11 protein-coding genes are annotated in these 19,202 nt (G+C 58.5%); 5 read left to right on the plus strand and 6 right to left on the minus strand.

Going from position 1 to position 19,202, the window contains the following annotated elements; translation table 11 throughout:
* The first annotated feature begins 118 nt into the window (after window positions 1-118).
* The gene (locus tag CFT68_RS11975; RefSeq protein ID WP_088843802.1) at window positions 119-868 is read left to right on the plus strand and encodes a superoxide dismutase; all 750 of its coding nucleotides are present in this window, start codon (window positions 119-121) and stop codon (window positions 866-868) included.
* A 151-nt stretch (window positions 869-1,019) separates the two neighbouring features.
* Here CFT68_RS11975 and CFT68_RS11980 read toward each other — a convergent pair whose 3' ends face one another.
* The 4 genes from CFT68_RS11980 to CFT68_RS11995 form a co-directional block, all read right to left on the minus strand.
* Window positions 1,020-2,585 (minus strand): PepSY domain-containing protein, encoded by a 1,566-nt coding sequence (locus CFT68_RS11980; RefSeq protein WP_170934784.1) that lies wholly within the window; start codon window positions 2,583-2,585, stop codon window positions 1,020-1,022.
* A gap of 43 nt (window positions 2,586-2,628) precedes the next feature.
* Window positions 2,629-5,001, minus strand: coding sequence for a TonB-dependent receptor (locus CFT68_RS11985; protein WP_317044109.1), 2,373 nt, complete (start codon window positions 4,999-5,001; stop codon window positions 2,629-2,631).
* A gap of 107 nt (window positions 5,002-5,108) precedes the next feature.
* A complete protein-coding gene (locus tag CFT68_RS21815; RefSeq protein WP_088843805.1) occupies window positions 5,109-5,495 on the minus strand; it encodes a hypothetical protein in 387 nt (128 codons plus the stop codon).
* Between the two features lie 371 nt (window positions 5,496-5,866).
* Window positions 5,867-7,147: a carboxypeptidase-like regulatory domain-containing protein gene (locus CFT68_RS11995; protein ID WP_170934785.1), complete on the minus strand. Its 1,281-nt coding sequence runs from the start codon at window positions 7,145-7,147 to the stop codon at window positions 5,867-5,869.
* A gap of 262 nt (window positions 7,148-7,409) precedes the next feature.
* Between CFT68_RS11995 and CFT68_RS12000 the strand changes: the two genes are divergently transcribed.
* From CFT68_RS12000 to CFT68_RS12010, 3 genes are all read left to right on the plus strand, one after another.
* Window positions 7,410-8,429: an alkaline phosphatase D family protein gene (locus tag CFT68_RS12000; protein WP_088843807.1), complete on the plus strand. Its 1,020-nt coding sequence runs from the start codon at window positions 7,410-7,412 to the stop codon at window positions 8,427-8,429.
* 104 nt (window positions 8,430-8,533) lie between these two features.
* The gene (locus CFT68_RS12005) at window positions 8,534-11,746 is read left to right on the plus strand and encodes a glycoside hydrolase family 3 N-terminal domain-containing protein (RefSeq protein ID WP_245815376.1); all 3,213 of its coding nucleotides are present in this window, start codon (window positions 8,534-8,536) and stop codon (window positions 11,744-11,746) included.
* Window positions 11,747-11,918: 172 nt separating this feature from the next.
* Window positions 11,919-13,544 carry a 3-(methylthio)propionyl-CoA ligase gene (locus CFT68_RS12010; RefSeq protein ID WP_212590412.1) on the plus strand — a complete coding sequence of 542 codons (1,626 nt, stop codon included), beginning with the start codon at window positions 11,919-11,921 and terminating at the stop codon, window positions 13,542-13,544.
* 315 nt (window positions 13,545-13,859) lie between these two features.
* Here CFT68_RS12010 and CFT68_RS12015 read toward each other — a convergent pair whose 3' ends face one another.
* Window positions 13,860-14,363 (minus strand): DUF2059 domain-containing protein, encoded by a 504-nt coding sequence (locus CFT68_RS12015; protein ID WP_088843808.1) that lies wholly within the window; start codon window positions 14,361-14,363, stop codon window positions 13,860-13,862.
* 73 nt (window positions 14,364-14,436) lie between these two features.
* A complete protein-coding gene (locus tag CFT68_RS12020) occupies window positions 14,437-15,612 on the minus strand; it encodes an acyltransferase family protein (RefSeq protein WP_088843809.1) in 1,176 nt (391 codons plus the stop codon).
* A gap of 402 nt (window positions 15,613-16,014) precedes the next feature.
* Between CFT68_RS12020 and CFT68_RS12025 the strand changes: the two genes are divergently transcribed.
* The gene (locus CFT68_RS12025) at window positions 16,015-19,146 is read left to right on the plus strand and encodes a SusC/RagA family TonB-linked outer membrane protein (protein WP_088843810.1); all 3,132 of its coding nucleotides are present in this window, start codon (window positions 16,015-16,017) and stop codon (window positions 19,144-19,146) included.
* The last annotated feature ends 56 nt before the right edge of the window (window positions 19,147-19,202 follow it).

A 19,202-nucleotide genomic window follows, 5' to 3' on the forward strand; every position in this document is an offset into this window, starting at 1 on the left:
CACCCTTGTGAACGCAACCGTAGGCCACTGGTGTGGGTACAACCCTTACCTTGTGGCGGGCGCTGCTAGCGGTGGCCCGCCTCCTTCCCTATCTCCCATTCATTTCCTTTCTACGATCATGCTGAAGCGAGATTTTCTGAAAAATGGCCTGCTTACGATGGTAGGCGCTCTGGTGAGCCCTGCTCTGCTGGCCGCCGCCCACGAAGAGAAGCTGCTGCGTGAAGCCCGCGCTACGCCCATGGCCGATGGCCCGTTTACGCTGCCCGCGCTGCCCTACGCCTTCAATGCACTGGAGCCGCACATCGATGCCAAAACGATGGAAATCCATCACGATGCGCACCATAAAACCTATGTATCGAAGCTGAACGAAGCCGTGACGGGCAAGCCGGAAGAAAAGCTGAGTCTGGCCCAACTGCTGGCCTCGGCCAGCAAGCAGCCCGACGCCATCCGCAACAACGCCGGCGGCCACTGGAACCACTCGTTTTTCTGGCTGCTGCTCGCCCCCAAAGGCGGCGGACAGCCCACGGGGGCCCTCGCGGCAGCTATCAACAAGGACTTCGGGAGCTACGAGAAGTTCCAGGAGGAGTTTACGAAAGCGGCAACCGGCCGCTTCGGCTCCGGCTGGGCCTGGCTTATTCATGATAAGAAGGCCGATAAGCTCGCCATTACCTCCACGCCCAACCAGGACAATCCGCTGATGGATTTGCCCGGTATCCAGCGTGGCACCCCGCTGCTGGGCCTCGATGTGTGGGAACATGCCTATTACCTCAAGCACCAGAACAAGCGCCCCGACTACGTGAAATCCTTCTGGAATGTCATCAGCTGGGCCGAAGTAAACCGTCGTTTCGACGAAGCTCGCAAAGGCTAAGAGTTGAAGTATAACCAAAAAAGGGCCGTTCTATGCGTGGAACGGCCCTTTTTTGTAGAAATCATGTGGAAGCAAAAGCCCGTCGTACTTAATCTGACGTCCGCACAGTTGAAGCGTCTCTACTGTTTCGTTGCGGAGGCCTAGGTCAGTATCACTTCACTTTCACGAACAGCCATAGGCCTAGCACCGATACCGCCAGTACGCCCAGCGCGGACAACATCATCACGCTGTCGCGGATGTCTTTGCCGGCGGCCGAGCCGATGATGTGGAACTTGTGCAGAAACGCGAAGCTCAGGCCTTCGTACCGGTCGGCGTTTTCTATGCGGGCGGCAAGGCGGCTGGTGGCGGGCTCAACGTAGAGCGTTGTGCCGGAGGGCGAGTTGTAGGCCACTTTCACGGCGGGCAGGCGCTTATTGATGAAGCCGTATTCGCCTTCAAAGTGGTCAATTACCTCCGTTTTCTCGATGGTTGGCAGCAGGGCCGTGCCCTCCGCTTCCGCCAGGAAAGTATTGGCCAGGAAACGTGCGTGGCGCGTGGCGCCGTCAAGCAGCAGCCGGCCTGTGGCGGCGCTGTAGTAGGCCACCTGCTCGGGCTGCACCGCTTCAATGGGCTGGCCAGTGCTGGCGCCGGTAACCGCTTTTAGATCGGTGGGTATCTGAAAAATCTGGTAGTACACCTGGCCGTCAAACTCCGCCAGCGCCACGTTCTGGACGGTTTCCCAGTGCAACGGTAGTGCCGTCAGATCTACGGAGAGGTGGCCTAGAGGCACGGCGGGCGCGTGCTGGTAGCGCAGTCGGTCGTCGGGGTGCAACTTGAGGAAGACGTGGTAGGCCCCGCTGCCTGCGAAGGTGAACGTGATAAAGGCTACGGCCAGCCCCACCTGCCGGTGGTATTTGCGCAGCCAGCCAACGGTGTCGGTAGCGTGGCGCGGCTTGCGGAATTTCTTCCACATGAAGCCGTAAATCACTAGGCCACTTACCGTTGAGGCCAGGATAATGCTCAACAGCGCCAGCATTACGATGACCCGAAACGTGTTGCCGCCAATCAGCTCCAGAAACGACCAGTTGTGCAGCAGATCAAACACGCGGATAAAAACGCTGCGGGTGTAGTTGTTGAAGGTGGCCATGCGGGCCGGCATCGTTTCCACGTACACCGCCAAACCATCGGGCCGGTCGAAGGTGATTTTCCAGACGGGGAGTAAGCGGTTCACGAATTTGTATTCGCCATCAAAAGCCGTCAGTCTCTCGGCGTAGGCCACCTTCGCTACAGAATCCTGCGCGAAATACCGAGCCAGCTGCTCGGCGTATTGGCGGTCGGCATCAGAGGGCAGCGCTAGGCCAGTGCTGGCGCTGAAATAGCGCGGCACTGCCGTAGGGCTTTCCAGCAGCAACTGGTAGGTTGGCTGACGTTGCCAGCGCACCAGCCGCACATTGCGCAATGCGGTAATGTGGTTTTGCCGCATCACCTGATTCAGCGGCATAGTGGGCGGCGGAGCAGGCGTGGGCACCAGAAATTCCCGCGCAATCTTAGGCCGGAACCAATTGCTCATCAACGGGTGCGTCAGGCCACTCAGCGTCCAGAAAATGACGGGTATCACGGTGATGATTCCGATGATACGGTGCCAGCGGTACATATGGCGCTGCACGGCTCGCCGGATAGGGCCGGCTTGCGCGACTAGGGTTTGGGTAGTGGTTTGCATTGCTTCAACGGATGTCATGCTTGATCTGGCATGACGTTGTTTGGGGTGTGGATATGTTCGTTTACTTCCGGCCGATGAAGTTGTATTGCACGCCCAGCGTGAGGGTGCGTGGGGCGGCGGGCGTGTACGTAGTGCGGTCTGGGCGGGCATTACCACGGGTGGCCGCGTTGGCGTACAGCTCATCGGTGGCATTGAGCAGATTCACGAATACCTCCAGGGTTTCGTGCCAGCTGTAGCCGGTGCGAAGGTTGAGCACGCTCACGCCACGGGCGCCAAACAGGCCTCGGTCATGGTACTTCACGCGGTTTACCTGATCCTGATACCAGCTACTGATGCGCTGATACTCGGCGGCTACGCGGAAGCCGCGCGCCCATGTGGGCTTGTAGGTTAATTCGGTATTGGCAATCCAGCGTGGGGCCTGGGGCATTTGCCGGCCGTTCACGTTCTGCACCGCGTCGGTTTGGTTGGCGCTGAGTTGGAACTCCTCGAAACGGTGAACGGCGTTGGTGCCACCAAAGCGGAAGAGTAGCTCTGCCGTAGGCTTGTAGGTCAGCCCGTATTCAATACCGCGGTGCAGGGTTTTGCCAGCGCTTTGGTAGTCGGTAGAGTTGTCGGGCTGACGGATGTTGAGCAGCTCATTGCGGCCATCCAGCTGATACATGGCCACATCAACGTATACTTTATTTGCCAGCAGCGAAGCCCAGCCTCCTACTTCATAATTATAGAACCGAGCCGGTTTTAGGTTGTAATAGAACTCAGCAGGGGCACCAGCGGACGTAGTGGGCCGCTTGCGGAAGATGGCCGTAAGGCCGGGAGGTGAGAATCCCTGGCTGTAGTTGGCGTATAGCCCGCGGCCGTGGCTCAGGTCATAGGTCAGCCCAATTTTGGGCGTGGCCTGCTGGAACGTTTTGTTACCGCTCGACTGATCGAGGTAGTTTACATACTCAAACGACATCCGGTCGAACCGTCCGCCCAGAGTCAGTTGCAAGTGCTTCGTGGGGTGCACGTCCAGCTGCGCATACACCGCCGAGTTGAGCAGGTCGGTGTCGTAGCTGGAAATGGGTAAATCGGGTCGGTCGGTTGTTACCGTGTATTTTTCTACTGATTTTTTATCGGCTCGCAGCTGAGCGGCCAACTCAATCTGGTGGGCATTGTACCGGGTAGGTGAGTACTCTACACTGGCCCCCGCCAGCAGCCGCGACTTCAGCCAACCCAGCTGCACGCTGTGCTGGCCTAGCAACCCATAGCTTTTGAACCGGTTCTCGTTTATTTCGCCGGTAGCAGTGGCCGCACCCGACTTCCAGCGGATACCATACGTGGGATTCTGCCCAATGCTGTTATCCCGAAAGAAGGCTGTGAGTGTGGTTTGGTTGCGGGCGTCCCACTGCTGCTCAGCGGTGAGGCGCGCGCGCAGGGCGTAGGTTTTGCGGTAAGTGAAGTCGGAGGTGCTGGTGTATTCGCGGCGGTAATAGGCCACGCTGTCCACGGCGCTGCTGGTCTGCGAGTCGTAGTCGTTGTAGGAGGCTGCGGCCGTGAGGCGGGTATTCTCCGACAGGGCATACTCCACGCGCCCATTCACTGATACTTTGTCATAGTCGGAGCTGGCGGCCCAGCCGTTGCGCTGCTTGGCCACGTAGCCGCTCACGTAGGCGCCCAGCTTCGGTGTAGCCATACCGCCGCCCCCAAACTGCAGGCGCCGGTAGCCATATTGGTCGGCCTGCACACCTACGCTGGCAGTGGGCACACTGGTAGGCCGCTTGGTGAGCACATTGATGGCCCCTCCCACGGCTTCGGGGCCGTAGAGCGAGGAGGCCGGGCCTTTCACTACCTCAATCGAGCTGATGGCCAATGGATTGGCTTCCAGAAGTGCATTGTGATTGAACACGCCCATTGGCCGCAGCGGAATCCCATCCTCCAGATACAGAAAATAGGCCGAGGTGCCGAACGGCTGTCGGATGCCCATGGCATGCTGCTCGTTGCCATAGTTAAGCATCACGACGCCCGGCACCTTATTGATCAGTTCTACGAGCTGCGTGGGCTTTGTATCCTGAATGACGGTGGACGAGAGTTTGGAAATGGCCACTGGTGCATCAGTGCGGAGTTGGGCTTCACGGCTGGCCGTTACCACCACGGTTTGCAAGTCTTCCACGGCTGGTGCCAAGGCTACGCGTAGGCCACCACTCTCGGCGGAAACCGGCAGCGTAACGCTCTGATATCCTACTGCTGAAACGACCAGCGCACTGGCTTCGGTAGCGAGAGAAAACTGGCCGTTGGCGTTGGTTGCCGTCCCGAGCTGGCCGTTGGGGGTGCGCACGGTGGCCCCGATCAGCGGTTCTTTGGTAATGGCGTCGAACACGCGGCCCGAAAGGGCACGTTGCGCCCAAGCCGCCTGGCTCATCATGAGAGCCAAGGGCAGCAATACACGTTTTTTCACTGAAATACAGGCTGATAGTATGGCAGGCCGCACCGGGCTCCTGCGCCACAAAAGAGCAGAAAGTAGCCGGGCCACGTAGGCCTGTCAGATTCCAAGAAAGCGGAGTACTAGCAGCCCTGTGCGGGCGGGTAATCGGGGCCGGGCCGGTCCCAGGCGTAGTGAGCTACACGAAACGCAGCATAGCGCACAGCCGCCGGAAATGAGCCTGGCGGGATAAAGCGCAGCGGTGCTACGGCAGCCCAGAACAGCGTAGGGGTTTCTGGTGTGACGTGTTTGCCGCCGGTTTGCTGTTTCTGCTCGCGCTCTTCCTGGGCTTTCAGCTCCTTGCGCAAGTGGCAGCGGCCGTTACACTTTAGCTGCGGTTTGTCGCGGTTGATGCACAGCACCCTGGCAATATAATCCTGGTTAAGCCACCAACCCGCCACAATGCCAAACCGCCCTGTGCACTGCACCGAAAGGGCGAAAAGTAGCAGAATGGCAAGGGCTTGACGCATTAGAGTACTACACGAACAGCAGCTAGGCCTGTTCGTAAGCGGAGCAAAGGAACAATCTGAACCGTCAGCTGCCAAGTTTTTCTGCGCCGGTTGGCAAACCAGGTGGCGTTTAAAGCCGCTCTGCGCAACGGTGATGTAGAGACGCACTAGTAGGAGTCTCGGCGTTGCTGACGTTATCTACCGGGTGTCGTTCTAGGCCAGTCGTTCAACGACGAGACGCAAGATGTTGCGCCTCGACATTATTTCGTAAGACGACTTTGTTCATCCGAATACCTTGAGGGACCTGAGAAGTGGCCTAGGCCACTTCTCAGGTCCCTTGCTTCTGCTAGACTTGACAAAAAAGGCCTTCTGATTCTCAGAAGGCCTTTTTGTTATTCTCTTCTGCCATTGGCGGCACGCCCGTTCGGTTTGGCGGCGGGCTTCACCATGGTCCCGAAGGCACCTTTCTTCTCGAAAGAAGCAATTACCTCATCCTCTACGGGCGTGCGGCGTACCACGGGGTTGTTGGCCCAGAAAGCCGGATCGTACTTAATGCTTTGGATGGCTTCCAGGTCGCGGTCTTTCAGATTGACGCGGGCGTACGGAATGTTGGTGGGGGTCGTGTTGGTGTCGTAGAAGAATGTGAACGACGACACATTCAGGGGCGTCACGTCTTTGCCGCTCACGAGGGTGGCTGTCAGGTTGGTTTTCATGTATTCGAGCGGGGCCACTTCGCCTTCCGTGTTCTGGAAGCTCATTTCAATTTCGAGCTTAGTGTTGCGGAACTTCTGGTTGGGGTTGTTGGTGCCGCCCGTAAAGTTGGGCGTCGTCATGTGGTAGCGCACCACGCGGTAGGTATCAATATCAATCCAGATGGTGCCCTCCGACTGGTATTTGGTGAGCTCGGGGCGGGTGTTGAAGGCAATTTCCGCAATGCCGCCTTTGGTCGTATCGGCTCCGGACACGATGCCTTTCAGCTCCAGCTCGTAGTTTTTCACCACGTTGGGGCTCAGCAGCGCCAACGATTTGGTGGTATCGGCGTTGGCATCGTAGAGGCCGTACGACTTGGTGTAGAGCGAGAAGTTGCCGAAGTTGGTAATGGCCTGCTTGCCGGCGTAGCGGCCCTGCGCAATGGCAGTGCCCTCTATTCGGGCATTATTGGTCTTCACGTTCCAGACCACCTCCTGCAGTTCCGTGGGCTCGTTATCAATGCGCGTGATCTGGCGGTAAAACGCTTTGCCGAAGAACTTGCGGCGGTAGTTGCGCTGCACATTCCGGAAAGCCCGGTCCACGAGCTGGAAGGGGTAGCTGCCTACTTTCACCTCGGGCAGCACAATGGAAGCCGATGCTAGGCCTATCTCAATGGCCTGGGTGGCGCTGCTGATGCGGAGGGTATCGCGCAGGTGGCCTAGCTCAGAGGCAACCAGCGTTATGGGTAGCTTGCTCACATTCAGCGTAAACTCGCCTTCCATGTTGGTAGCCGTGCCGTTTCCGGTGCCGAGTACCGCTACACTGGCAAAGGGCAGCCGCTCCTTGGTTTCTTTATCAATGACCACGCCTTTCAGCTGTACCTGCGCCTGCGCAGCCGGCGCTAGACCTATCAGCAGCAAAAACACCGGCAGCAGCCAGCGCCGTAAAAAAGAAGATGCGGAAGTTTGGGCAGTAGCTTGCAAAACGGCCTGATGAGTTAGAAGATGAAACGGAAGACCCACGCAATAACGCCGGGCGGTGCCAGAGGCATATACCGCATCTGCAAAAGTAAGGCCGCTCTGCGTTGCGCGTCCGTTGTTTTGGGGTAGATAAGTGGCCTAGGCCACCTTTTTTACTTTAGCTCCTGGAAATACTGCTGATTATCTGCTCTTTTCCGGGGGAGCGTAACAGATACATAACGTGCTCTTTGCACAGGCCTAGCTTCTATAGTCCAACTTTGGCGCCATGAAAAAGTCGTTGTCTATTCTCCTGGGAATCTTCCTTTTGTTGGCTGGTCCGGCGGCTACTGCCCAACAGGCCGGCAAAGAGCTGCGCATTGCGTTCGGCTCCTGCAACCGCCACGATTTGCCCCAGCCGCTCTGGGACGATATTGCCCGCGATAAGCCCAACGTCTGGATTTGGCTTGGCGACAATATCTACGGCGACTCTGACGACCCCAAAGTGCTGCGCGCTAAGTACGATGCGGAGTTCAATCAGGAAGGCTACCGCGCGCTACGGCAGCAGGGCACCACCGTAATTGGCACCTGGGACGACCACGACTACGGCCGCAACGACGGCGACAAGAATTACCCATTCAAAGCCCAGAATCAGCAACTAGCGCTCGACTTTCTGGAAGAGCCCGCCAACAGTCCGCGCCGCAAGCAGGAAGGAATTTATGCCAGCTACACGTATCAAGTGGGCCGTAAAAAGGTAAAGGTAATTCTACTTGATGACCGATATTTCCAGGATACGCTTTACCGCGACGCCCAGCAGGTGTATCACCCCAACCTCACCGGCGACATACTGGGGGAAGCGCAGTGGCAATGGCTCCGGGAGCAACTCCGGAGTTCCGATGCCGACGCCCACATCATCGGGTCGGGTATCCAGTTTCTGCCCCAGGAACACCGCTTCGAGAAGTGGGCCAACTTCCCGGCGGCACGCCAGCGCTTCCTAAACCTGCTCTCTGAAACCAAGCCCAAAGGCCTGCTCCTCATCAGCGGCGACCGGCACATTGGTGAAATGTCTAAAGTGACGATACCGGGAGTGACCTACCCGGTCTATGAAATCACGTCGAGCGGCCTCACGCACCCAGCTACGCATAATACCAGTGAGCCAAACCCGTATCGGGTAGGTCCGCTGGTTAATCAGAAACACTACGCCCTGTTCCAATTCCAAAATAAGGGTCGCAAACTTTTCGTCACGGCCTCTTTGCGCGGAGATGAGGGTAAAGTGTTCTACTCTGAGAAGTTGAAAGTTGGGAAGTAAAGAGCAGTGACCTAGAGTGGGCCCGAGCTGGTATTCTACCAGTTTGCGACTGGTTCCGCCTCAATTGCGCTAAATTCGCATCCTACCCATTCTAACCGCCGCATTTGCCCTTGTCTTTCACTCGCTCCCTTTCGTTTCTGTGGCTGCTGCTCCTGCTGCTGAATTCCACAGACAGCTCGGCCCAGCGCCGCAGGAAATCATCATCGAAAAAGAAAACGACCCACTCGGTATCGCACCGGGCACCGGTGAGGAAGGCTTCGCCTGTTGCCAAAGCATCGAAACCGACGAGCGCGAAGCCGGTAGCGCCAGCGGCCAAGAGCCGCAACCTGCCGGTGCCATTTGCGGGCCAGCTAGGCCAGTCGCGATGGGTTGATTCCGTGATGAAGACGCTGACGCCAGACCAGCGCGTGGCGCAGCTGTTTATGGTGGCCGCCTACTCCAACCGCAAGCGCATTGATGAGGACTCCGTTTCGGCCCTGATTCAGCAGTATGGCATCGGGGGGCTTATCTTTTTCCAGGGCGGCCCGGTGCGCCAGAGCAAGCTCCTGAACCGCTACCAAAGCCAGAGTAAAGTGCCGCTGCTGGTGGCCATGGATGCCGAATGGGGCGTGGGCATGCGCCTGGATAGCGTTCAGCGCTTCCCCTATCAGATGACGATGGGCGGCGTGCGGGAAAACCAGCTGGTGTACGATATGGGCACCGAGGTAGCCGCGCAGTTTAAGCGCCTGGGCATGCACGTAAACTTCGCGCCGGTGATTGATGTGAACAACAACGCCGCTAACCCCGTCATCGGCTACCGCAGCTGGGGCGAAAACCGCGAAAACGTGACGGAGAAGAGCTACCTCTACATGAAAGGTATGCAGGACGCCGGCATTCTGGCCGTAGCCAAGCACTTCCCCGGCCACGGCGACACCGACACCGACTCACACCTGGCACTGCCGCTGCTACGCATTGATAAAAAGCGCATTGATACGCTGGAACTCTTCCCGTTCAAAAGCCTGATTCAGCGCGGCATTGGGGGCATGATGGTGGCCCACCTCAACATTCCGGCCCTCGATACCACGGGCATGCCTAGCACGCTTTCCAAGCCTATTATTCAGGGCTTGCTGAAGCAGAAGCTGGGGTTTGAAGGCATCATCTTCACTGATGCCATGAACATGAAAGGCGTCATCAGCAAGTACCCGCCCGGCGACGCCGACGTGCGTGCCTTGGTGGCGGGCAACGACGTGCTGGAGTTCAGCAAAAACATACCGCTGGCCCTGAAAATGGTGCGCGACGCCATCAACAGTGGCCAGCTCAGCCAGGCCGACCTCGATGCGCGCTGCCGCAAGGTGCTGGCCCTGAAAGAGTGGGCCGGCTTGAACAAGTACAAGCCCATCGACCTGCGTAACATCACCCAGGACCTTAACACGCCTCACGCCCAATACCTGAGCCAGCGCCTCACGGAGCTGAGCGTGACGGTGCTCAAGAACCAGAAGAATCTGCTGCCCCTGCTGCGCCTCGATACGCTGCGTCTCGCCACGCTCACCATCGGCACCAAAGACACCACCGACTTCCAACGCATGGTCTCAGATTATGCGCCTGCCAACCATTTCTGGCTGTCGGCTACAGCCTCTATGGATGAGCTGACGAAGATGCGCGAGGCGCTGAAAGGCTACAACACCATCCTGATCGGCGTAAACAACCTCGGCCGCCTGCCCGCTACCAACTTCGGTGTGACGCCGGAAACCAACGTGCTGCTGCACGAGCTGGGCGGCAAAGGCCAGAAGCTCATTGTATCGGTGTTCGGCAATGCTTACGCCGTGGCTAAAATCCGGGATATAGACCGCGCCGATGCCGTGGTACTGGCCTACCAGGAAAGCAAGAATGCCCAGGACGTAGCCGCTGAAATCATCTTCGGCGGGGTGGCGGCCAGCGGCAAGCTACCCGTGACGGTATCTGACCGCTACAGCTACGGTGCGGGCTTGGCTACCCAGGGTGGCCTACGGCTACGCTACAGCTTCCCGGAAGCCGTGGGCATGAATAATAATCTCGAAGCCCGCGTCGATTCCATTATGAACGGCGCTGTGGCGGCCAAGGCATTCCCCGGCGGTGAGGTGGTTATTGCCCGCCGCGGCGTTGTGGTGCTGCGCAAAAGCTACGGCACTCACTCCTTCCAGGATGCGCCCGCCCAGGCCGGCAAACCTAGCCGCCCTGTCCGCAACACCGACCTATACGACCTGGCTTCCCTCACCAAAGTATCGGCCACGCTGCCGGCCTTGATGAAGCTCCAGGACGAAGGCAAATTCTCGCCTGAGATGACGCTAGGCCAGTTGTTTCCGGAGTTTAAAGGCACCAACAAAGAAAGCCTGAAGCTGCGCGACGTGCTCACGCACCAAGCCCGCCTGAAGGCCTGGATTCCGTTCTGGCGCGACTACACCAAGCCCAAAGGCTTCTTCAACGCCATCTTTGGCAAGAGCCCCGACGCTAAAGACGTTTCCACCACGCAGCCCGTGGAGCTGAACCGCCGCTACTTCCGCCCCGATTCTTCGGCCCGGTTCCCGCTGCGCGCCGCCAGCAGCCTGTGGGCCCGCAAAGACTTTCCGGAGCGCATTACGAAGGCCATTGCGGAGTCGCCGCTGAATGAGAAGCCGGGCTATGTGTACTCCGACTTGTCGTTTATTATGTATCCGCGCTTCGTAAAATCGGCCTCGGGCAAGCCGCTAGGCCAGTTTATCACCGACGAAATCTACCGGCCACTGGGCGCTACTTCCCTGGGCTATAACCCCACTAACCGCTTCCCGCTCAGCCGCATTGCTCCCACGGAGTACGACTCGCTGTTCCGCCACAGCCAGCTGCACGGCACCGTGCACGACGAAGGCGCGGCCCTGCTCGGCGGCCTCTCCGGCCATGCGGGCCTGTTCGGCAACGCCAACGACCTGGCCAAGCTAGTGCAGCTCTACGCCTGGAACGGTAAGTACGGCGGGCAGCAGCTCATCAAGCCTGAGACCATGGCCGAGTATACCAAGTGTCAGTTCTGCCCCGATAACCGCCGTGCCCTCGGCTTCGACAGGCCTGCCGCCAACCCCACCGTCAATTCAGCCAAGAGCGTTTCGCAGCTGAGCTACGGCCACACGGGCTTCACAGGCACCTATTTCTGGGTTGACCCCAAGGAAGAGCTGACCTGCATTGTACTTACCAACCGCGTGAACCCCACGCGCCGCAACAACAAGATTTCGGAGCTGAGTGTACGCTCTGGCGTGCTGCAAGTAGCGCTGGAAAGTATCCGGCAGCCCCGGAAGCAAGCCGTCGAAAGCACCGTTCCGCAAGAAAACTAGTAGAGAGCCCCGGTGATGAGCCGGGGCTTTTTTGTTGCAGCAAAGCAAGGCCTTCCTTGGCATTTCTGCATTTCGTGAACAGGAGATATAATCCGTGTCTTTGTTACGATTTATTGCACTCTCTGCCGGAAATCTGCTAGCTTAAAGCTCCCACCAACCCCACTACCGTTCCATGTTAGGCCTAATGATGAACACGCCCCTGCGTATTGCGGGGCTGCTGGAACACGCCGCCAAGTGGCACTCCGACACGGAAATAGTTTCCCGCCTGCCCGAAGGTGGCCTACACCGCTACAACTACGCCGCCGCGCATGAGCGCAGCAAGCAGCTGGCCAACGCCCTCACGGAGCTTGGCATCCAAAACGGCGACCGAGTGGGCACCCTGGCCTGGAACACGCACCGCCACTTCGAGCTGTACTACGGCATTTCAGGCATGGGCGCGGTGTGCCACACCATCAACCCGCGGTTGTTTTTCGAGCAGCTCGTGTACATCATCAACCACGCCGAGGACCGCCTGCTGTTCTTCGACCTCACGTTTCTGCCGCTGGTAGAAAAGCTAGCACCCAGCTGCCCCACGGTGGAAAGCTGGATCTTGATGACTGGCCGCGCCCACATGCCCGAGACGACTACGCTGCCCGATCTGCGCTGCTACGAAGACCTGCTGGCGGCCCACAACAGCGCGTACGAGTGGCCTACGTTTGATGAAAACACAGCCTCCTCCCTGTGCTACACCTCGGGCACCACCGATCAGCCCAAGGGCGTGCTCTACTCCCACCGCTCCACGCTGCTGCACAGCTACGCCGCCTCCCTCCCCGACTGCTTCAACTGCTCTGCCCGTGATGTGGTGTTGCCGGTAGTGCCCATGTTCCATGTCAATGCCTGGGGCATTCCGTATATGTGCCCCCTGAATGGCTGCAAGCTGGTGATGCCCGGCCCCGGCCTCGATGCGGCCAGCCTTTTTGAGCTGTATGAGCAGGAAGGCGTGACGTTCACGGCTGGCGTGCCCACCATCTGGTTCGGCCTCCTGACGTTTATGCGGGAGAAAAAGCTACAGTTTTCCACACTCAAAAAGATGATTGTGGGCGGCGCTTCCTGCCCACCGGCGCTGCTGAAGGCCTTTGATGAAGAGTTGCACGTGGAAATCCGGCACGCCTGGGGCATGTCGGAAACCTCGCCGCTGGGCACCGTTTGCACCCTTAAGTCGCAGCAGCTGGCGCTTACGCCTGATGAGCAGTTCGCCATCCAGATCAAGCAGGGACGCGCCATTTTCGGCGTGGATATGAAGATTGTGGACGACGAAGGCCAGGAGCTGCCGCACGATGGCGTGGCCTTCGGCGACCTGCTGGTGCGCGGCCCATTCATTGTGGCCGATTACTTCGGCTCTGAGCACCCAGGAGAACTGACCAAATCGGGCTGGTTCCGCACCGGCGACGTGGCCACCATCGACCCGGCCGGCTTCATGCAAATCACCGACCGCTCGAAAGACGTCATTAAGTCGGGCGGCGAGTGGATTTCGAGTATCGAGCTGGAAAACCTAGCTGTAGGCCACCCCCACATCGCCGAAGCCGCCGTTATCGGGGTACCGCACCCCAAGTGGAGTGAGCGGCCTTTGCTGGTGGTGGTGCGCAAGCCTGACGCCAGTATTTCGGCCGAGGAACTACTGGCCTACTACGAGGGAAAAGTGGCCCGCTGGTGGATTCCGGAAGCCGTGGAATTTGTGGAGCAACTCCCACACACAGCCACCGGCAAGCTCCTCAAAACCAAGCTCCGTCAGGATTTCGCGGGGTATGAGTTTGGGTGATGGAGGTAGTGAGAGAGTGAGGAGGCGAAGCGGTGAATTGATGTTCAGACTGGCCTAGGGGCCTACAAACTGTGGCCTAAACCGGTCATTGCGAGGAGGCACGACGAAGCAATCTTTCCTTGCCGTAGGCAGCACATCTGACAAAACCGAAAAGCCCTTACTTCCACAGCGGAAGTAAGGGCTTTTGCTTAGGCTAGCAATTGGCGCTAGTGGAAGGAAAGATTAGCTGCGCTGTCCTGCGGGTGCTTCGCTCCGCTCGCAATGACAGGACTACCAGGCCGTGTAGGCCAGTAAACTCACCAGTTCACCAACTCGTTATTTCACCGAACCAGGCTGCTGGCTCTGCATTTTATCGGCAATGGATTTTTGCAGTTCCGGCAGGTGCTCCTGCACGCGCTTCTGCCCGATTTCCATCCCGGCCTGCATCAGCATGGGCATTTTCTGGATGGTTTTACGCCCAACGGGCGTCTGGTAGAACTTGTTCAGCTCTTTCAATTCCTTCTCCGTGAATTCCTGCGCGTAGAGCTGCACCAGGTCATCTTTGATGGACTGCCAGCTCATATACTTGTTGATAAAGGCCCGCATTTCAGGCTCCACGGGCTTCATTTCGGGCCGCTGTTCCAGTTGCGCATCCAGCATCCGGCTCGTCATTTCCGACATGTTTTTCTCGCTGCCCGTGGTGATTAACAGTTCCTCAGCGGCCTTGCGGTGGCTGGCAGAAACCGGCGCCGCCGTGGCAGAGGTAGCGGTAGTCGATTGGGCTTGTACGGCCGGGGCAGCCAGCACAAGCGCCGCTGCCAGTATCCACAGTTTTGTCATACCTGAAATACGAGAAATTGAATGGCTCGTTGGCTTGACGGTGCAAAGCCGCGTGCAAGTAGCCTAGGCCACCTCACACCTTAATAATGATCTGCTTTTTGTACATCACCCACAACACCCCCAGCCAGATGAGCACGCACACAATGGCGCCCGCCAGCGAGGCATTCACGGGGCTGAAGTAGGGCACAAAAAACGTATCATATAGCCACACGCGTAGGCCAGTAGGGCCGTTGGGGCCATCCACTTTTATCATGTTCAGCAGGCGCGGCACCAGGCCCGAGAGGAAAAACACGGTAATGGCATTGACACCGAAAACCAGCGGCGCCTTAATCCAGCCGCGGTAGCCTTGCACGTCGCAGAGCCAGTAGAGCGCGGCCAGCACCGCCACTCCCAGTCCACCCGCATACAGCACGTAGGAGCTGGTCCAGAGGCTTTTGTTGATGGGGAACCAACCATTCCAGATCAGGCCCAGCACCACAGCGGCGCCACCGCCCACAAACAGCCACGCTACTTTGGTAGCCGGCTCCACATCGCGGCGGCGCAGCCAGCGGGCCGTGAGCATACCCAGTAGGCCAGTGCCCACGGCGGGCAGCGTACCCAGCAAGCCTTCGGGGTCCCAGGTGCGGCTTTGTTTCCAGAGGTGTGCCTCGCCCAGCACCGTGCGGTCGAGCCAGGCGCCGAGGTTGGTGCCGGCCTCCAGGTTGGCGGGGCCGTAGCCGGGCACCGGCACCACTTGCAACAGGATATTATAGAGCACCAATATGGTAACCAACAGGCCTAGCTGCTGCCGCCAAGTAGTTTTCAGGAACACGATGCCACAGATGAGAAACACCAACGCAATGCGGGCCAGCACGCCCGGAATGCGCACCGTGCTAAAATCAAACGACGGAAACAGACCCGAAAATAGGCCTAGGCCATACAGAATAGCGGCCCGCTTCAGGATGCGCAGCATGGTGCGGCCGTGGGTTTCGGGTTGCTGCCGGGCACTATCCAGGGCATACACCAGGCTCACGCCCACGATGAACAGGAAGAAGGGAAAGATGAGGTCGGTGGGGGTGCAGCCATGCCAGTGGGCATGCTCCAGCGGCGCATAGATATGGCCCCAGTCGCCGGGGTTATTCACCAAGATCATGGCCATGACGGTGATACCCCGAAATACATCGAGGCTGACGAGGCGGCCGGGCTGGGAGGCCTCGGCCAGGGGCTGGGCGCCGGTGGTGTGTACGGCGGCCTGAGTAGTGGTCTGCATGCAGAAATATAGGGGGAAGAACTATAGCGTAAGACAAGCAAGTGGCACCTGCCACAGCCAGATTTTTCTCCAGGCCTCTCGAAGCTGGTAACGAAGATGCTACTGAGCGCGGAATATCCATACTCCCTTAAGCATCATCAAAAATCTATATAGTTGGTTTCTGAATTTCGCTCCTGTAGTTTTAGCAGACATTTTTTTGGTTTTTCCTGGCAAAAACCAGCACAATTACTGCGCTCTCTCTACTTCCGCGGCTGCTATTCCTTCTTTTTGGTATTTTCTGAGGTTCTGCTCTCTTTTTACGAAAGATTGGACTGCCGCCAATTCCCACTTTAGCTGTTCTAGGCCTCTTTCTGCCTTCAGTAGCTACCTTCCTTTCCCCATCCTCTCACACACTTTCTTCGCATGAAAAAACTTCTATGGTCTCCTCTGGCCTTGGGGGTGCTGTTAGCTTCACCGCCGAGCTACGCCCAAACAGCGGCCACCCGTACCCTAACGGGCACGGTGGTTGGCTCCAACGACCAACAGCCCCTGCCCGGCGTGAACGTGCTGGTAAAAGGCTCCACCCAGGGCACCCAAACCGACTCCGAAGGCCGCTACTCCCTGCCGAATGTACCGGAGGGCAGTACGCTGGTGTTTAGCTTCATCGGCTACACCAGCCAGGAGTACCGCGTAGGCAATGCCACCACGGCCAGCATTTCGCTGGCACCCGACTCCAAGAGTCTGAACGAAGTAGTGGTGACGGGCTACGGCCTGAAGCAGGAGCGCACCGACCTCAACTACAGCGCCCCCCAGGTGCAGGGCTCGGAGCTCGTAGAATCCCGCCAGACCAACATCGTGAATGCCTTGCAGGGCAAAGTAGCGGGTGTGCAGATTACCTCTTCCGGTGGCGCGCCCGGCGAAGGCGCAGCCATCGTAATTCGAGGTGGCAACTCCCTGGATGCCAATAATCAGCCGCTGTTTGTGGTGGATGGCATCATCATGGACAACAACTCGTTCGTGGAAAGCACGGCGCCAGGTGGCGGCTCAGGCTTCAACGGATTGCTGGGCCGCTCTACGGCCAACCAGAACCGCGCTGGCGACCTGAACCCCGAAGATATCCAGAGCATGACGGTGCTGAAGGGCCCGGCTGCGGCGGCCATTTATGGCCTACGCGCCGCCAACGGTGCCGTGATTATCACAACCAAAAAAGGCTCGGCTGGTCGTGCTACCATCAACTACCGCACGCAGTTTTCGGTAGATGAAGTAAACCGCCTGCCCAAGCTCCAGGACCAGTACAAGCAGGGCGCCAATGGCGTATTTGATGCTTCCACGCGCAACTCCTTCGGGCCGCGCTTTCAGCCCGGCGAGCAGGTATATGATAACCTGGGCGACTTTTTCCAGACGGGCAAAAGCTGGCAGCACTACCTGACGATGTCGGGCGGCACCGACAAGAACACCTTCCTGTTCTCCGGTTCCCGCACCGATGTTTCGGGCGTAGTACCTACCAGCCTCTACGATAAAACCACCCTGCGCCTAGCCGGCACGGCCAAGCTCACCAATAAGCTCAGCGTAACGGGCTCGGCCCAATACCTGAACGTGGGCGGCCGCACACCACTGCAAGGGCCTGGCTTATTTGCTAGCACCGGTGGCTACCTCGTGAGCCTACTGAGCTGGCCCCGCAACGACGATGCCCGCAACTACCTGAACCCCGACGGTACGCGCCGTCGTCTGTTGGGCACGGGTACCTCGGCCAACGACGCCGACAACCCGTACTTCACGGTCAACCGCAACCCCCAGACTACCCGCACCAACCGCTTTATCGGCAACATCCAGACTACGCTGGATTTGTACAAGTGGCTGGCATTGAGCTACAACATCGGCACCGACTTCTATGTGCAGAAGGACCGCTCCATCCGGGCGGTGGGTACTTCCCAGTCCGGCAACCAGGACGGTGGCGTGGGAGAAACCTCTACGCTGAATCGGCTGCTCAACTCCAACTTCCTCGTCACGCTCAAGCACGAGCTGAATGAGAATGTGAACGGTGCCCTCACGCTGGGCAACACCGTGGAAATGAGCCGGGCGGAAACTACCGACAACCTCGGATTGATTTTCCTGAATCCATTCCCGGTTATCCCGTCCATCAACAACACGGTCAATCGCAATACGCTTGTTACCAATACAGAGCGGCGACTGATTGGCAACTTTGCCCGCCTGAACATCAATTTGCTGCAGCAGGTAAATGTGGAGTTGAACGGCCGTATCGACCAGTCGTCTACGCTGCCTAGGCCAGGTGAGAACAAGAACTTCGGCCGCTCCTTTGGCTACGGCTCCGTGGCACTTGGCTGGCAGTTTACCAAGCTGCTAGGCCTAGACCAGAACCCCTGGCTGAACTACGGCAAAATCCGGGGCTCAATTGCCGAAGTCGGCAAAGACACCGGCCCCTACCGCGTCGATTCGCCGCTGGCGCAGGCCACCTACATCGGCGGTGGTTTCCGCAATGGTTTCTTTGGCTCCAACCGTCTGCTGGTGCCGGAGCGCACCCGCGCCTACGAGTTGGGCATTGACCTGCAGTTCCTGAAGAACCGCCTGGGCCTGGAAGCCAACATCTACCAGCAAGACACCCGCGACCAGCTGATTGCGCCGCGCGTGAGCCAGGCTACCGGCTTCATTCTGCAGTACATCAACGGCGGCACCGTAACCAACCGTGGCCTCGAAGTTGCCCTACGTGGTACCCCGGTGGAAAACGTCGGCGGCTTTACCTGGGATGTTAACGCCAACTTCTACGCCAACCGCAACAAGGCCACCAAGCTGCCCGGCTTCCTGACGGAAGTGTACCAGTCGGACGCCTTTATTATTGATGTAGCCCGGGGCGGCGCCTTCCCCGGCAAGCCAATTTCCTCCATCAGCTCCCTGGATTTCCAGCGCGCTCCTGATGGGCAAATCCTGATTAGCCCTACCACAGGCTATCCGCTCATCAACACCAGCACCTTTGTGTATGCTGGCAACCGCGCCCCCGATTATACGGTGCAGGTGACCAACAACTTCCGCTACAAAGACCTCTCGCTGGCCTTCCTCTTCGATTTCCGCAAGGGTGGCAAAGTGGTGAACGGCAACGACTGGCTGGCTACCCGCCAGGGCCTGAGCGAGCGGACACTGGACCGCTACAAGCAAGTGGTATTCTCGGGCGTAGTGGCCCAGGCCGATGGTTCGTACACGCCCAACACGCGCCAGGTAGAAGTTACGCAGAGCTACTACCAGAACATTCTGGGAGCGGTAGGTACGCCCTTCATTGAAGATGGCTCCTGGACGCGCCTGCGCTACGTGACCCTGACCTATAACCTGCCCTCTACCCTGTTCACGAACTCCAAAGCCGTGCAGGGCGTTGAGCTGGCCGTTACGGGCCGCAACCTACTCTTGCTCACCAAGTACAGCGGCGTCGATCCGGAAACGGCAGCGGCCGGTGCCGGCGTGCGCGGCGGTGGCTCCAGCGGCTTCGACTACGGCAGCGTGCCCGGTACGCGCGGCGTAGACATGAGCCTGCGGGTGAAATTCTAAACTCAGCGCCTGCTGCCTTTAGACTAAAGACAGAGTAGCCGCTTGCTATGCGCTAC

The organism is Hymenobacter gelipurpurascens (assembly GCF_900187375.1).
Lineage (GTDB): Bacteria > Bacteroidota > Bacteroidia > Cytophagales > Hymenobacteraceae > Hymenobacter > Hymenobacter gelipurpurascens.

What these genes read in the sequence shown, in the direction of transcription:
- CFT68_RS11975 (WP_088843802.1), top strand. Translation starts at nt 119, where the DNA reads ATGCTGAAGCGAGATTTTCTGAAAAATGGCCTGCTTACGATGGTAGGC.
- CFT68_RS11980 (WP_170934784.1), bottom strand. Translation starts at nt 2,585, where the DNA reads ATGACATCCGTTGAAGCAATGCAAACCACTACCCAAACCCTAGTCGCG.
- CFT68_RS21815 (WP_088843805.1), bottom strand. Translation starts at nt 5,495, where the DNA reads ATGCGTCAAGCCCTTGCCATTCTGCTACTTTTCGCCCTTTCGGTGCAG.
- CFT68_RS12000 (WP_088843807.1), top strand. Translation starts at nt 7,410, where the DNA reads ATGAAAAAGTCGTTGTCTATTCTCCTGGGAATCTTCCTTTTGTTGGCT.
- CFT68_RS12010 (WP_212590412.1), top strand. Translation starts at nt 11,919, where the DNA reads ATGTTAGGCCTAATGATGAACACGCCCCTGCGTATTGCGGGGCTGCTG.
- CFT68_RS12015 (WP_088843808.1), bottom strand. Translation starts at nt 14,363, where the DNA reads ATGACAAAACTGTGGATACTGGCAGCGGCGCTTGTGCTGGCTGCCCCG.
- CFT68_RS12020 (WP_088843809.1), bottom strand. Translation starts at nt 15,612, where the DNA reads ATGCAGACCACTACTCAGGCCGCCGTACACACCACCGGCGCCCAGCCC.
- CFT68_RS12025 (WP_088843810.1), top strand. Translation starts at nt 16,015, where the DNA reads ATGAAAAAACTTCTATGGTCTCCTCTGGCCTTGGGGGTGCTGTTAGCT.